This is a genomic window from Halostella litorea (assembly GCF_004785955.1).
Taxonomy (GTDB): Archaea; Halobacteriota; Halobacteria; order Halobacteriales; family Natronoarchaeaceae; genus Halostella; species Halostella litorea.
Genome location: NZ_ML214300.1, coordinates 727,571 through 741,571 on the forward strand (window position 1 = coordinate 727,571; position 14,001 = coordinate 741,571).

Consider the following 14,001-nt stretch of genomic DNA (forward strand, 5'->3'; position numbering starts at 1 on the left):
ATGATGTGCTGTCGAGGTACCGCGACGGCCAATCGCTTACCCCTAACTACGACACGGCCGCTTATATGGACTGCTATTTTATTCTCGACCGAACCGGACGGAACGTGGCGTTCACCGCCGTACGGCGTGGGAATCAGTAACACGGGCCGCGGGGCGATACACCCCGGCTACTGCTCCTCCGAGCCGACGCGGATGACCTGCAGCAGCGAGTAGACGGGGACGCCGTCTATCTCCTCGACGCCCTGCTTGTCGGCGAGGACGACGCAGGCGACGGGCTCGCCGCCCTGCTCGCGGATCGCCTCGACCGTCTCGGTCATGGTGGTGCCGCTGGTGATGGTGTCGTCAACGACGTAGCACTCCCGGTCCCGGATCTGGGCGAAGTTGCGGGAGAACGTGCCGCCCAGGTCCTCGATGTCGCCCTCCTCCCACTGGTGCTTCCGGGGGGCGTAGGTGCCGAGGTCGGTGTCGAGTTCGCGCGCGACGGTCGTCGCTAGCGGCGCACCGGCCTTCTCGATGCCGATGGTGAGGTCGACCTCCTCGCCCTCCTTGACGAGCAGGTCGGCCATCGCGGAGCCGACCGCGCCGAGGCGGGCGCTGTCCCGGCCGACCGCGCTCCAGTCGACGTGGATGTCGTGGGGACCCCCGCCGCCGTTCGCGTCCGACGGGGCCGATTTCGCCGGCGTGGTCGTGCCGCTGCGCTCGACGAGCCAGCTCGCCGTCTCTCTGGAGACGTTCAGTTCGTCGGCGATCTCGCCCTTGGAGAGCCCCCGATCCGCCAGTTCGGCGGCGGACTCCATGAGGTCGTCAACGTTTTTCATATGCGGCCAGTTCGACCGCGGTTTTTATAGTCGTGTCGTCGTCGTCAAACGCGCGGTCGAGGTCGTCGATCCCGTACACGCCGGTGACGAGGTCGTCGAGGAACGGGTCCGGGAGCGCCTGCAGCGTGTCGACGGCCGACTCGAAGTGCCCGACGTGGGAGTTGACGCTGCCGACCAGCGCCTTGTTGTGGAGGACGAACTCGTTGTGGAGCCGCCCGCCGTCGACCTCGAACTCCCAGGACTCCGGCACGCCCAGCAGCGCGCCGACGCCGTTGGGCGCGAGCGCCTCGATCGTCTGGAAGGCGTGTTTCGCGTAGCCGGTCGCCTCGTACACCAGGTCCATCCCCTCGTGGGCCTCGGCCACCTCGTCGACGGGCGTCTCCCGCGAGTCGACGTACGTCGCGCCCAGGTCCTCGATGATCTCGATCGTCGGGTCCGGGCGGTCGCGCCGGCCCAGACAGTAGGTGCGGTCGAACCCCTCCGTGTGCTCGAACATCGCCAGCGTGAGCAGGCCGAGGCTGCCGTTGCCAAGTACCATCGCGGATTCGGGGTGCCAGTCGAACGCCGAGCGGGCGGCGTAGGCGTGTTCCAGCGCCTTCTCCGTGATGCTGACCGGCTCGACGAGAAAGCCCAGTTCGGCCAGCTCCGGCGGGACGGAGACGAGATACTCGGCCGGGCTGGTGAAGTACTCCGCCATGAACCCGTGGTCCCCGACGATGCCGCGCTCGTGGTACTGGCCCTCGGGAGCCATGTCGGGCTCGCCGCGCTCGAAGAACTCGTTGCCGCCGTCGGGCGCGCGCCGGACGGTCGGGACGACGACCTCCCCCTCCCGCAGGTCGGTCCCGTTGGGGTCGGCGACGAAGCCGACGGCCTCGTGGCCGAGCACGAGGTGGTCGTCGCCCGCCGGGAAGCCGCCGTGCGCGCCGCTGATGACCTCGTGGTCGGTCCCGTCGACGCCCACGCGGAGCGTCCGCACCAGCGCCTCGCCCGGCCCGGGCTCCGGCTTCGGTTTCTCGACGACGGTCGGTTTCGTCTCGCCCTGGCGAACTGCGACGGCCTTCATGCGCGTGGCAAGACGCCGGGGGACGAAAAAGATTTATTCTGTTTTGAGTAAATATTCGATAGCGAGACGGACGGGAGCCGGCGTGTGGCCGGCGGCCCTTCGGGCACGCTTATGCCGCTGCCGCGCCGCCTTCCGGTATGGAACGGTACGACCTCCTGTATCGGCTGTACGACGAGTTCGACGCGGCGACGCTCCGGGAGTACCAGGAGTTCGTCGACGTGTTCCCGCCCGTGGACTCGCGGGTCGCCCTCGAACACTGGCAGAACGCCAGCGACGAACTGGCCGACCGGAAGGACGCGATCCGCGAGGGCTTCGCCGCCGGGGAGACGTTCGCCGAGGTCGCCGCCCACGCGACGCGGGACCAGGCGTTCACCGCGCTCGACCTCTACACGAAGTACGAACGCGCCGTGAACGCCCTCGTGCTGGACGTCGACGAGACGCTCCGCTCGGCCGGCAACACCGACAACGAGATCCCCCGCGAGACGCTCCACCTGCTGACGGAACTCCACGAGGCGGGGGTGCCGATCGTCATCTGCACGGGCCAGACCCTGGAGAACGTGAAGGGGTTCATGATCCAGGGGCTCGGGTCGGAGATCGTCCACTCCGGCGACCTGAGTATCGTCTACGAGGCCGGCACCGGCGTGTTCACGCCCGGCCACGGGGCCGACACCAAGCAGTTGCTGTACGAGGGATTGGACGACGGGATAGTCGCCGTGTTCGACGCGGTCCGGTCCCGGATCCTGCCGGACGCCCCCGAGCACCTCCGGTACGGCTGTCACCTCCAGGGCAACGAGTTCAACGTCACGCTCAAGCCGAACTTCGAGATCGGGAGTGCGAAGGCCCGCGACGTGATAGACGACGGGCTCGTGTACGAACTCGACCTGCTCGGGGACGCCGTCGTCGCGGAAGTCGACGGCGTCGACGGCGACGCGCCGGCCGGCGAGTGGGCGCGCGCCTACTACGCCGGCCAGGACCCGGAGATCCGCGGCGTCCTCGAACGGCAGGGCGAGTTCCCGACGCTCGACGCCGCCGCCGTGCCGGACGCCGTGACCGACGTGTTCGAGCGCATCGACGTCGCCTACTACGAGGCCGACGCCGCCGAGATCGGGAGCCTCGAACTGAACAAGGTGGCCGGCGTCGAGGCGGCCTACGACGTGCTCGGGATCGACGACCCGTTCGCGCTGGTGATGGGCGACAGCAAGAGCGACCTGCGCGTGATGGAGTGGGCCGGGGAGCGCGACGCCGGGATCGCGGCCGCACCGGAACACGCCTCGCGGGACACGCTGGACCACGTCCTCTCGACCGACGAACTCGTCTTCGACCGCGGGAAAAGCGCCGAGATGCTCCGCGTCGCGTACGCGCTGAACCGGCTCGCCGTGCTCGACGACGCGTAGCCAGCGGGCGGTTTCGGCGAGCGGTCGTCCCAGCGGTCCGACCGGTATCTCAAAGCTTTACTGTGACGTGAGTGAACGGGGTCGTATGGGGATCGATTACTCGGAGCTGCACGACCCGAACGCGGAGTACACGATGCGGGAGCTGTCGTCGGAGACGATGGGCGTGACGCGCGAGCGCGGCGGCGGCCGCGACGTGGAGATCACGGACGTCCAGACGACGATGGTGGACGGGAACTTCCCGTGGACGCTCGTCCGGATCTACACCGACGCCGGCGTCGTCGGCGACGGCGAGGCGTACTGGGGCGCGGGCGTCCCCGAACTCATCGAGCGGATGAAGCCGTTCGTGATCGGCGAGAACCCGCTCGACATCGACCGGCTGTACGAGCACCTCGTCCAGAAGATGTCCGGCGAGGGCTCCGTCGAGGGCGTCACCGTCTCCGCCATCGCGGGGATCGAGGTGGCGCTGCACGACCTCGCGGGCAAGATCCTGGAGGTGCCGGCCTACCAGCTGCTCGGCGGCAAGTACCGCGACGAGGTGCGCGTCTACTGTGACTGCCACACCGAGGAGGAGGCCGACCCCGACGCCTGCGCCGACGAGGCCGAGCGCGTCGTCGAGGACCTGGGCTTCGACGCGCTGAAGTTCGACCTCGACGTGCCGAGCGGCTTCGAGAAGGACCGCGCGAACCGCCACCTCCGCCCCGGCGAGATCCGCCACAAGGCCGAGATCGTCGAGAAGGTGACCGAGCGCGTGAAGGACCGCGCCGACGTCGCCTTCGACTGCCACTGGACGTTCTCGGGCGGGAGCGCCAAGCGCCTCGCCGAGGCGATCGAGGACTACGACGTGTGGTGGCTGGAGGACCCCGTCCCGCCGGAGAACCTCGAGGTGCAGGAGGAGGTCACGAAGTCCACGACGACGCCGATCACCGTCGGCGAGAACCGCTACCGCGTCACCGAGGAGCGCCGCCTGATCGAGAACCAGGCGGTCGACATCATCGCGCCCGACCTGCCGAAGGTCGGCGGCATGCGCGAGACCCGGAAGGTCGCCGACGTCGCCAACCAGTACTACGTGCCGGTCGCGATGCACAACGTCTCCTCGCCGGTCGCCACGATGGCCTCCGCCCACGTCGGCACGGCCGTCCCCAACTCGCTGGCCGTCGAGTACCACTCCTACGAACTGGGCTGGTGGTCGGACCTCGTCGAGGAGACGGTCATCGAGGACGGCTACATCGAGGTCCCCGAGGAGCCCGGCCTCGGCCTGACGCTCGACCTCGACGCCGTCTCCGAGCACATGGTCGAGGGCGAGACGCTGTTCGACGAAGCGTAGCTTCGTCGGGCTCGCAAATCCCCGGTTTGCGTTGTTCGACGAGGCGTAAGGCTCATCGAGCACGACGGACGAACTAATTCTTCCATTTTACGGGGCGACGGAGCGTAGCTCGTCGGGAAAAGGGGCGACTGAGGGGAGGACCGAACCGATAGCGGGGTGGAGCGAAGCCTCCGGTTACGCGTCCGTGGCGTTGACCACGTAGGCGTCCGACGAACCGGGGAGGTCGACGGAGATTCCCAAGACGGAGATGCCAGTCGAGTCGGTGGTCCGGAGCGTTACCGCCTCGCCATCGACGACCGTCCCGTTCGTGACCGTGAACGTCGCGACGCGATCGCCCGTGTCGTTCACTGCGGTCAGCTCCGTCGTCTCGGAGTCCGACGCCGTCAGGACGTTGTCCAGCGGCCGGGCGTCGGTCACCGTCCCGGCGTCAAGGTCGACGTCGGCGACGACCCGGGGCGCGGCGTCCTCGTCGGGCGCGACGTACACCTCCAGGTCGTCGCCGACGTCCTCGACCTGAAAGTGGACGGGACCGCTTTCGAACCAGTCTCTGACGGCGTCGTGCTGCCAGGCGGTTCGCCAGGCGCGCTCGACGTCGCGCTCGCTCAGGTCGCCGTCGGGGTCGACGACCTCGACGGTGTGGTTGGAGGGCTGTACGACGTCCGCGGGCGACCCGTCAGGGGTCGCCGTCGGCGGACTCGTCGTGGCGGCGGCGACGCCGCTCGCGCCGAACGCGAGCAGCGCCGCGACCGCGACCGTGAGTAGCTGTCGTTGCATGGTTGCCGTACGGCGGCGCGGGTCGACGGCGGCGGGCGTCCCGTCGGCGGGGACCGGTGCCGTCGCCCGGCGCGCCGCGGTCTACGGTTGTGCGAAAGAGTTGATAGCCGTTTCTTGGAAACGCCCGGGAAACGGCTTCGAAAGCCGTTTCAGGGGCGTATTTCGCGCTCCTGCAGGTGGACCGTGTTGCCGATCCCGCTGCGCTTGCGCTCGACCAGCCCCCGGTGTTCGAGGTTGTCCAGCGTCCGGCTGACCGTCGCCTTCGAGAGGTCCGTTCCCTCGACGAGCGCACGCTGTGGGATCTCGCCGTCGGCGTCGAGCAGCATCGAGTAGATGGTCGCCTCGTTGTCGCCGAGGCGGTCGAGCGTCGCCTCCCGGCGCTCGCGGCGGTCCTCGGAGTCGTCCGCGGCGCGGTCGGCGTCGCCGCCCCCGTTCGCCGCCGGCGACGGGGCCGGCTCCGCCGGTCCGTTCGCCGTCGGAGGGTCCGCGGGGGCGCGGGCACGGCCGCCGAGGACCAGATACGTCCCGCTCGCGCCGCTGACGAGCGCGGCGACGGCGACGACCGCAACCTCGTCGTAGGTGAAGTACTGGCCGACCTGCGTCGTCTCCGCCCCGCTCTCGCCGACCGACACCACGACCGGCGAGGGGGTGATGAGCTGGACGGCGAGCACGAGCACGGCGGCGATGAAGACGACGGCCGCCGCGAGGTGGGAGGTCCGGAGGGCTCGGGCGTTCATGGGCGAACGTATCCGCTGACCGGAACTTCAGTGTACTGGTCTATACGGCACGTAGCGGCCGTGAAACGGCGCGAAACGTGTTTCCAACCGCTTCCAAACGCCTTTCCAAGAAACGGCTATGAGGGTTTGCAGCCAACCAGTGAACATGGCCAACGACGTCCGCGTCCGCCTCGCCGTCCTCGTCGGCCTCGCCGCCCTCGCCGTCGGGCTAGCAGGGGTCGGAACAGCGGTCGGCGTGACGGACCCGATCGCCGACGCCGACGCGGGCGGGGAGTTCGTCGTGGCGGACGGGTCGGTCACGTTCGCCGGCAACGGGGAGAACGTGACCGTCGTCGAGAGCACGGCGAACGTCAGCGAGATCCGGTTCGAGGAGACCGATTCCGGGCGCTTCGTGGTGAGCACGGAGACCGACCGGCCGCTGACGCCCGCCGAGCGCGATCGGGCCGTCGAGATAGCGCGGAGCAACGGGACGGTCCGGGGGAAACTCGCCGAACTGGACGGGTACGAACTCGCCGTCGAGCCGGTACAGCGGCTGGAGGCCGACCAGGTGAGCAGTTACGACGTCACCCTCGAAGCCGACGGGAACGCCACCGCCGGTGAGACGGACGTGTTCGTCGCGAACGCCACGGCCGAGGACCGGGACGGGACGGTCGTCGTCGAACGCGACCCGTCGTACGCCGAGGACCGCGCGGTCGTCAGGGTCCAGCAACCGGACGCCGCGGAGGGGGAGCGACTGCGGTACAGCGTCGATGTCGACCTGGCGAACGACACCGTCACGGACGTCACCGACTGGACGGCGGTCGGCGAGGAGTCGACGGTCAGCTTTTCGGGAGGGAACACGACGGTGGACGGGTCGGACCGGGTGCGATCGACGCGCGACTCCGCCCCCGTGCAGTAACCGATCCGCGACTGCCGCGGTGAGCACGTCTCGACCGCAAAAAAGCGCCGTCGGTCCGCCGGCCGTCGGAGCGGTGAACTCGTCACCCCCGTCAGGCCATCGGGAAGAGCGTCGAGAGGACGAGCGTCACGACGATCCCCGTGACGGAGATGATCGTCGTGAGGACGGTCCAGGTCTTGAGCGTCTCGCCCTGCGTGAGGCCGCCGATCTCCTTGACCAGCCAGAAGCCGCTGTCGTTGTACCACGAGCAGATGTTCCCGCCCGCGCCGATCGCCATCACCAGGAACGCCGGGTGGACGGACAGGTCGGGCACCTGCGGGGCCATGATGCCCGCTGCGGTGAGCATCGCGGCGGTCGCGGAGCCCTGTGCGATCCGTACGATGGCGGCGATGAGCCACGCGCTGATGAGCAGCGGGATGCCGACGCCGGCGAGCGCCTCGGTGATGTAGTCGCCGATCCCCGAGGCCGCAAGCAGCGCGCCGAACGCGCCGCCGGCCGCGGTGATCGCCGCGATGTTGCCGCCGCTTTTCAGCGCCTCGGTCATCTCCTCGGTCCAGGCCTCGCGGTCGACGTCGCTGTATCGGTAGTACGTCCACGCGGCGACCATCGCCGCGACCGTCAGGGCGACGTTCTTGTCGCCGATGAACGCCGCGTACGGCTTGAGCTGTGACAGCGAGGAGACGACCGCCTCGAACGTGTCGACCGCCGTGTAGGAGGCGATCAGCAGGACGGCGAGCAGCACCGGTGCGGCCGATTCGAGCACGCCCGGCAGCTTCGACGTGTCACGCTGGGCGACCTCCTCCAGTTCCTCGGTAGTGGTCGACATCGCGTCCCGGAGCGGGATGTCCAGCCGGGCGTTGAGCCAGCGGCCGTACACGAGGCCGGCCACGGCGGCCGACGGGATGGCCGTCGCCAGCCCCACGAGGATCGTCGTGCCGAGGATGTTCTGGTCGCCAGCGATCTGGTCGGCGACCGCGAGCGGCCCCGGCGTCGGCGGGACGAACACGTGGGTCGTCGCGGCACCCGCGCCGACGACGACGATGAACAGCGTGTAGTCCCGGCCGACCCGCGCCCGCATCGAACGGGCGAGCGGGGCCATCAGGTAAAACACGCTGTCGAAGAACACCGGGACGGCGAGGAACGAACTGCCGCCCCACAGCGCGATGTCGGAGTTTTCGCGGCCAAGGAGGTTCTGGAACCCCCGCACGATCCGCTGTGCGGCCCCGCTTTCCAGCATCGACTTCCCGATGATGGCGGCCATCAGGATCGGGATACCGATGCCCGCCATGTTGTCCCCGAACGCCGCCGCCACCCGGCTCGCCGCCTCGGACGGGGCGAAACCGGGGACGAACGCGGCGTTAACCGCGCCGACGAAGAACGCGGCGATTATCAGCCCGACGAACGCCGGGAGGTCTAACACGACCAACAACAGTACGACTGCCGCGAGCCCGAGTGCGAACGTCAGCAACGGGCTGTGTGCGAATTCGACTGCCATGCCTACCAGTTCACCCGTTCGAAATTTTTACTTCGTTCATAAATAATCTGCGAAGAACGAGAGGGATGAATTATTGATTAAAGAATATTGAATATAAGAATCGTTTATGCCGTATACACGTCGCTTCGCGACACCGGCCGAACGGGGGGCACACGCCCACACCAGAATAGAAACGCGGCCCCGGTCACGGCGCGTTACTCCGCCATCCGCTCCGCGGCCCCGTCCGTCCCGTCGCCTCCTTCGTCGACCCGCTCCGACTCGTCGTCCTCACCGACGCGCTCCAGTCCCCGCTCGCTCCCCCCGTCGACGTCCGGCCTCAGCAGATGGGCCGCGGGTCGACGCCGAGTTCGGTCAGCGAGTCCGCGTAGTCGTCGTACGCCACCTGTATCGTGTACGCCGCGACTGACCGCGCCCGCTCCCAGTCGTCGGCGTCGGCACAGCGGTCGTCGAGCAGGTCCAGCCCCCTCTCCAGTTCCTCGTTGGTCTCCGTTTTCAGTTCCCGGAACAGGTTCGCCATGGCCTCGTCGGCCTCGTTGACGAAGAAACTGATCACCTGCGTGTGGCTCCGGACGCTGACCAGCGGCCGCCCGAGCAGGCCGCCCGCGACGCGTTCGATGCCGTCGTCGCGCCCCCGGAGGTAGGCGTGCATCGGCCCGCCGTCCGCCGGTTCGAAATCATCGGGCAGGTGGTCGGCGACGCGGTCGTAGTGCTCGCGCTCCTGTTCGGCGACGGCGGCGAAGGCCTCGGCCGCGGCGGCGTCGTCCTCGTCGTCGGCCCACGCGGCGAACGTCTCCGCGGCGGCGTGCTCGCTGTCGGCGGCGGCGCGAAGCACCGGCTCGGCCTCCAGGTCGGCGTCGGTCGCGGCGATCAGGAACTTCGACGAGCCGATCCGGTCGAGTTCGGTTCGCTTGTCGTCCTCGACGGCCTCGCGGAGGTCGGCGGCGTCCATGCAACGACGTTCGGTCGGGAGGGCATTGAACGTTGCCCGGGGAACCGTCGCCCCGCTCCGCCGAACAGTTACTTACTTCCGACAAGAATGTAAGACGTTTTGACAGAATGGCCGGGAGCGGCAAGCGAACGGCGACGCTCTGGATGGTTGTACTGCTCGTCGGAGCAGCGATGGTGTCGGTCGGGGCCGGCGTCGGGACCGCGGTGGCCGACGACGCCGCGGCGGCGAGCAACGAGGACGGCGGCGACGGGTGGCCGATGGCCGGGTACAGCGCGCGGGGGACCGGCTACGCCCCGAACGCGGAGGGGCCGCAAACGTCCCTCGGCGTGGCGTGGTCGTACAACGCCAGCGAGAACGTCGAGGGGCCACCCGCAGTCGTGAACGGGACCGCGTACCTCGCTGACGGCGAGAACCTGACGGCGCTGAACGCGACGACCGGCGCGGTGGCGTGGAAGCGATCCCTCCACCCGGCGGACGGCGCCGTCGGGACCCCGGCGGTCGTCAACGGAACGGTGTTCGTCACGACGGAACCGGGAAGTCTGACGGCGGTCGACGCGACGACTGGCGATCTGGTGTGGGAGTACACGACCCGGGGCGATCAGGTTTCCCCGCCGGTGGTCGCCGACGGGACCGTCTACTACGCGACCAACCTCTACGAGGAGCAGGAAATCCACGCGGTCAACGCGACTGACGGCAAACGCCGGTGGGCAGAGACCGCGGGTACCAACGAAGGGCACGTTCGGACCCCTGCGGTGTCCGACGACTACGTGTACTTTTCCCACGTGAACGCTCGGGTCGAGGGAGAGGTAACGGTGTACGAACGCGAGTCCGGCGATTCCGTCGAGAAGTTGTCCACACCCGGACGGTTCATAACCCCACCGATCGTCTCGGACGACGTCCTCGTGGGCACTCTGGAGGGACTGACAGATCTTTCCCCACCCGGCCCGCACCTACTCAACGAGAGGCGGATTACCGGTCGACCGGCCGTCACCAGCGGTCCCGAAGGGCAGACGATCATCGCCCCAGCGACGTCCGAAGGAAAAAGTCAACTCACAGCGTACGACGGGAACGGGACCGTCCGCTGGCAACGGGTAATCGACTTCACCGGGTTGGTTATCCCCAACAGCCACCCTGCGACGACCACCGAGGCGGTGTATCTCAACGACGAGGGGACGCTGGAAGTGTACGACCGTTCGAACGGGACAATGCTTGGGACGCTTCCCGTCGGGTCGGGGGCCAGTCAGCCGAGCGTCGCGGACGGCCGCGCGTACCTCACGACCGGCGACGGACGACTGGTCGCAGTCGAGGGGTCGGTTCCGGTCATCGCCGTCGACGGCACGTCGGCGGCCGTCGAGGACCGCGAGGTGACGCTGGACGCGAGCGCCTCGACGGCCCCGGGCGGGACGATCACGGCCTACGAGTGGGACCCGGACGGCGACGGCACGTACGAGACCACGGGGCCGACGCTGAACCGGACGTACGCCCACCCCGGCGAGCACGCGGTCGGCGTCCGGCTGACGAGCGACGCCGGGGCGACGAACCGGACGACGGTGAACGTGACCGTCCGCGAGCACGTCGAGGCCGCCGTCGCCGTCAACGACACGCCGGTCGCCGGCGAGGCGGTCGAACTGGACGCCGGCGGGTCCACGGACGTCGCTGGAACCGAGTTGACCTACGAGTGGGACCTCGACGGCGACGGGACCTACGAGCGCGATGGCGAGCGCGTCACGGTGACGTACGACGAATCGGGGTACCATTCCGTTCGACTGCGCGTGACGAACGGATCCGGGCTCTCCGACACCGACGCCACGCGGGTGTACGTCGCGCCGCGGGACGCGTGGTCGCTGCGCGACCTGTATCTGAACGGGACCGGTCCGGACGTGAACGTCCCCGACGGCGAACTCGTGCAGGAGTGGTCGACGGGCGAGGCGCTGTACTACCCCCGGGCCGCGATCGTTGACGACGGAACGGTGTACGTCGCCGACTACAGCCAGCCCCCGGAGGAGTTCGATAGGCGGAGCGACTGGAACCACGACATCGTCGCCGTCGACGCCGGAACCGGCGCGGTCGACTGGCGGACACCGACGGGGTCGATATACGGGCCGAGATATACGGTCGCGAACGGGACGGTGTACGCGACTGCGACTAACGGTAGCGTCGGGCTCAGGGACAGGAGCATAAACACGTCCCTGGTCGCGATCGACCGGGAAACGGGCGCGGTCGAATGGAACGAAAGCGTCGGGGCGGGAGCCGCCGCCATCGTGCCGATCGTGACCGACGACCGGGTGTACGCGGCGTCCAGCCGGACCGTCGCAGCGATGCGGACCGACGGAACGGTGGTATGGAACCGGTCGATCTCCGCCGAACCGACCAATGCACACCTCGAATCGGACCGCCTGTACGTTACCGACCGGGACGGGAACGTGACGGCGCTGAACGCGACGACCGGCGAGCGCGCCTGGAACGTGTCCACCGGCACCGCCGGGTGGCGGTCGACCGTCCGGAACGGAACGGTATTCGTCGTGAACAAGGGGTCGATCCGCGACGTACCGCCGGACGGGGCGCTGACGGCGGTCGACGGCGAAACCGGAACGCAGGACTGGAACACCACAATCGAGACGCTCGGGGAGATCCGGTGGGACGACGGCCGGGTGTACGCCGTCAGCGGACACAACGTGACGGCGCTGAACGCGACGACCGGCGAGCGCGTCTGGAACGCGACGCTTTTCGATATCTACGACAGACGCGTCCCGTACCGGAACTACGTGCCCGTCTCGATCGCGGCCGACGGCGGTAGCGTCTACACGGTCAACGAGATCAACGGGACGGGGGTCGTCGTGGCGCTAGACGCGGCGACCGGCGACGAACGGTGGCGAGCCGCGCCGGCGTCCACGGACGGCGCGGAACGGATCGTCGCCGTCGATGACCGCGTGTTCGTCGACGGGAGCGGGCTGGTTTCGCTGGACGCTGCGAACGGCAGCGTCGTCGGGAACTACACCTACGACCTGCGGCGGGAACGGGGGAGCCTCGTCGGGGCTGGCGGCAACACCGTGTTCGTCTCCATGCGGTATTCGGTGGCGGCGCTCACGGGCCCGGAGCCCGCCCGGACCGTCGCCTCGGACCTGACCGTCCCGGCGACAGAGGTCGACGCGGGCGACGAGGTCACCGTCGCCGCGACCGTCGAGAACCAGGGCGGGACGGCGACGACGGCCGACGTGCCCGTAACGGTCGACCGCAGGACGGTCGAAAACGTCTCCGTCTCGCTCGCCCCCGGCGAACACCGAACCGTCAAGCGAACGGTGACGCTCGACGCCGCCGGGAACCGCACGGTCGCCGTCGGCGGGGCGACGCCGCGGACCGTCAGCGTCGCCGGCGGCTCCGGCGACGGCACCGGCAACGACACCAGCGACGCCAACGAAACCGATGACGGCACCGGCGGCGACGACTCGTCCGACGGCGGGTCTGACGACACCGACGGCGATACGAGCGACCCGGCCGACGTCGGCGGTGGCGGCGGCGGGCAGGGGGACCTCAGCGACCCAGTGACGACCGTCTCCGTCGAGCCGAGCGACGACGCCGGCGAGGCGGCGGTCGAAGTGCGTTCGGCCAAGCCGAACGAGACGGTGACGATAGACGTCGACCAAGCCGACACCACTGACGGCAACGGCGCCGCAGAGGGGGCAAACGACTCCGAGGGCCCCGCCGAGGTGACCGCGGTCGAACTCGTTCCGGCGGAGGGCGGGAACTACGACCTGACGGTGAACGGGGCGGCGTCGCCGCCAGCCGACGTACCCGCCCCGACAGCGAACGGGAGCCGACCGGTCGACTACGTCGTGGTCGGTCACGAGTTCCCCGACAGCGAGGTCGAGTCCGTGACGTTCACCGTCACCGTCTCGCGCGAGCGGCTGGACGAACTCGACGCCGCGCCGGAAGACGTGCGCGTCGAACGCTATTCCGACGGCAACTGGACCGCGCTCCCGACCCGGGTCGAGCGCGAGACGGTCGACGGGTTCGTCGTCAGCGCGCGGTCGCCGGGACTGTCGGCGTTCGCCGTGGCCGTCGCGCGGCCCGCCCTAGACGCCGGCGAGCCGTCGCTGAACCGGACGGCCGTCGCACCCGACGGGGGCGTGACCGTCTCCGTGCCGGTCGGCAACGACGGCGGCGCGGCGGGCACCGCGTCGCTGCCGGTGTCGGTCGACGGGGAGACGGTGACCACCGTCGACGTCACCGTCCCGCCCGGCGAGTCCCGGACGGCGACCGCCACCGTGACGTTCGACGACGCCGGCAACCACGCGGTGAGCGTGAACGGAACGGACGCGGGCACGGTGTCGGTAGAGGCCGCCGACGCGACGACGGCCACGACGACCGACGGTACGGCGACCGCCGCGCCCGAAACGACGACTGCGGACGGCGCGACCGGGACCGACGACGCGGGGACCGACGCGAGCGACGCGGGCGGCCAACCCGGCTTCGGGCCGCTGGCGGCCGCCGCCGCGCTCGCGCTCTGGCTGGCGCGCCGGCGCTGAGCCGAGCCACGTCTTTTCACCGC

At 69.3% G+C, this 14,001-nt stretch carries 10 protein-coding genes; 4 read left to right on the forward strand and 6 right to left on the reverse strand.

Features of this window, described 5'->3' with window-relative positions; translation table 11 throughout:
- Positions 1-167 precede the first annotated feature (167 nt).
- Together gfcR and EYW40_RS03825 are read right to left on the reverse strand one after the other, a co-directional pair.
- Positions 168-818, reverse strand: a complete 651-nt coding sequence (gene gfcR / locus EYW40_RS03820) for a transcriptional regulator GfcR (RefSeq protein ID WP_135820281.1) — start codon at positions 816-818, stop codon at positions 168-170.
- Positions 805-1,881: a glucose 1-dehydrogenase gene (locus EYW40_RS03825; RefSeq protein ID WP_135820282.1), complete on the reverse strand. Its 1,077-nt coding sequence runs from the start codon at positions 1,879-1,881 to the stop codon at positions 805-807. The genes gfcR and EYW40_RS03825 overlap by 14 nt, the downstream gene beginning before the upstream one ends.
- A 137-nt stretch (positions 1,882-2,018) precedes the next feature.
- Here EYW40_RS03825 and EYW40_RS03830 point away from each other — a divergent pair, with 137 nt between their 5' ends.
- Together EYW40_RS03830 and EYW40_RS03835 are read left to right on the forward strand one after the other, a co-directional pair.
- A complete protein-coding gene (locus tag EYW40_RS03830) occupies positions 2,019-3,275 on the forward strand; it encodes an HAD family hydrolase (protein WP_135820283.1) in 1,257 nt (418 codons plus the stop codon).
- A gap of 85 nt (positions 3,276-3,360) precedes the next feature.
- Positions 3,361-4,599, forward strand: a complete 1,239-nt coding sequence (locus EYW40_RS03835; RefSeq protein WP_135820284.1) for a mandelate racemase/muconate lactonizing enzyme family protein — start codon at positions 3,361-3,363, stop codon at positions 4,597-4,599.
- Positions 4,600-4,773: 174 nt separating this feature from the next.
- Here EYW40_RS03835 and EYW40_RS03840 read toward each other — a convergent pair whose 3' ends face one another.
- Both EYW40_RS03840 and EYW40_RS03845 read right to left on the reverse strand, forming a co-directional pair.
- Positions 4,774-5,373 carry a hypothetical protein gene (locus EYW40_RS03840; protein ID WP_135820285.1) on the reverse strand — a complete coding sequence of 200 codons (600 nt, stop codon included), beginning with the start codon at positions 5,371-5,373 and terminating at the stop codon, positions 4,774-4,776.
- Between the two features lie 149 nt (positions 5,374-5,522).
- Positions 5,523-6,110 (reverse strand): helix-turn-helix transcriptional regulator, encoded by a 588-nt coding sequence (locus EYW40_RS03845; RefSeq protein ID WP_135820286.1) that lies wholly within the window; start codon positions 6,108-6,110, stop codon positions 5,523-5,525.
- A gap of 145 nt (positions 6,111-6,255) precedes the next feature.
- Between EYW40_RS03845 and EYW40_RS03850 the strand changes: the two genes are divergently transcribed.
- Positions 6,256-7,008 (forward strand): hypothetical protein, encoded by a 753-nt coding sequence (locus EYW40_RS03850; protein ID WP_202614421.1) that lies wholly within the window; start codon positions 6,256-6,258, stop codon positions 7,006-7,008.
- Positions 7,009-7,099: 91 nt separating this feature from the next.
- Here the strand turns inward: EYW40_RS03850 and EYW40_RS03855 are convergent, their stop codons facing one another.
- Both EYW40_RS03855 and EYW40_RS03860 read right to left on the reverse strand, forming a co-directional pair.
- A complete protein-coding gene (locus EYW40_RS03855; protein ID WP_135820287.1) occupies positions 7,100-8,503 on the reverse strand; it encodes a GntP family permease in 1,404 nt (467 codons plus the stop codon).
- A gap of 316 nt (positions 8,504-8,819) precedes the next feature.
- Positions 8,820-9,452, reverse strand: coding sequence for a rubrerythrin family protein (locus EYW40_RS03860; RefSeq protein WP_135820288.1), 633 nt, complete (start codon positions 9,450-9,452; stop codon positions 8,820-8,822).
- A gap of 107 nt (positions 9,453-9,559) precedes the next feature.
- Between EYW40_RS03860 and EYW40_RS03865 the strand changes: the two genes are divergently transcribed.
- On the forward strand, positions 9,560-13,978 hold the full coding sequence (locus EYW40_RS03865) for an outer membrane protein assembly factor BamB family protein (protein WP_135820289.1): 4,419 nt from the start codon (positions 9,560-9,562) through the stop codon (positions 13,976-13,978).
- Positions 13,979-14,001: the final 23 nt, after the last annotated feature.

Bases quoted from the DNA above. Each gene is read 5' to 3' on its own strand.
- EYW40_RS03845 (WP_135820286.1), bottom strand. From the start codon at position 6,110: ATGAACGCCCGAGCCCTCCGGACCTCCCACCTCGCGGCGGCCGTCGTC.
- EYW40_RS03850 (WP_202614421.1), top strand. From the start codon at position 6,256: ATGGCCAACGACGTCCGCGTCCGCCTCGCCGTCCTCGTCGGCCTCGCC.
- EYW40_RS03840 (WP_135820285.1), bottom strand. From the start codon at position 5,373: ATGCAACGACAGCTACTCACGGTCGCGGTCGCGGCGCTGCTCGCGTTC.
- EYW40_RS03860 (WP_135820288.1), bottom strand. From the start codon at position 9,452: ATGGACGCCGCCGACCTCCGCGAGGCCGTCGAGGACGACAAGCGAACC.
- EYW40_RS03855 (WP_135820287.1), bottom strand. From the start codon at position 8,503: ATGGCAGTCGAATTCGCACACAGCCCGTTGCTGACGTTCGCACTCGGG.
- EYW40_RS03865 (WP_135820289.1), top strand. From the start codon at position 9,560: ATGGCCGGGAGCGGCAAGCGAACGGCGACGCTCTGGATGGTTGTACTG.
- EYW40_RS03830 (WP_135820283.1), top strand. From the start codon at position 2,019: ATGGAACGGTACGACCTCCTGTATCGGCTGTACGACGAGTTCGACGCG.
- EYW40_RS03825 (WP_135820282.1), bottom strand. From the start codon at position 1,881: ATGAAGGCCGTCGCAGTTCGCCAGGGCGAGACGAAACCGACCGTCGTC.
- EYW40_RS03835 (WP_135820284.1), top strand. From the start codon at position 3,361: ATGGGGATCGATTACTCGGAGCTGCACGACCCGAACGCGGAGTACACG.
- gfcR (WP_135820281.1), bottom strand. From the start codon at position 818: ATGAAAAACGTTGACGACCTCATGGAGTCCGCCGCCGAACTGGCGGAT.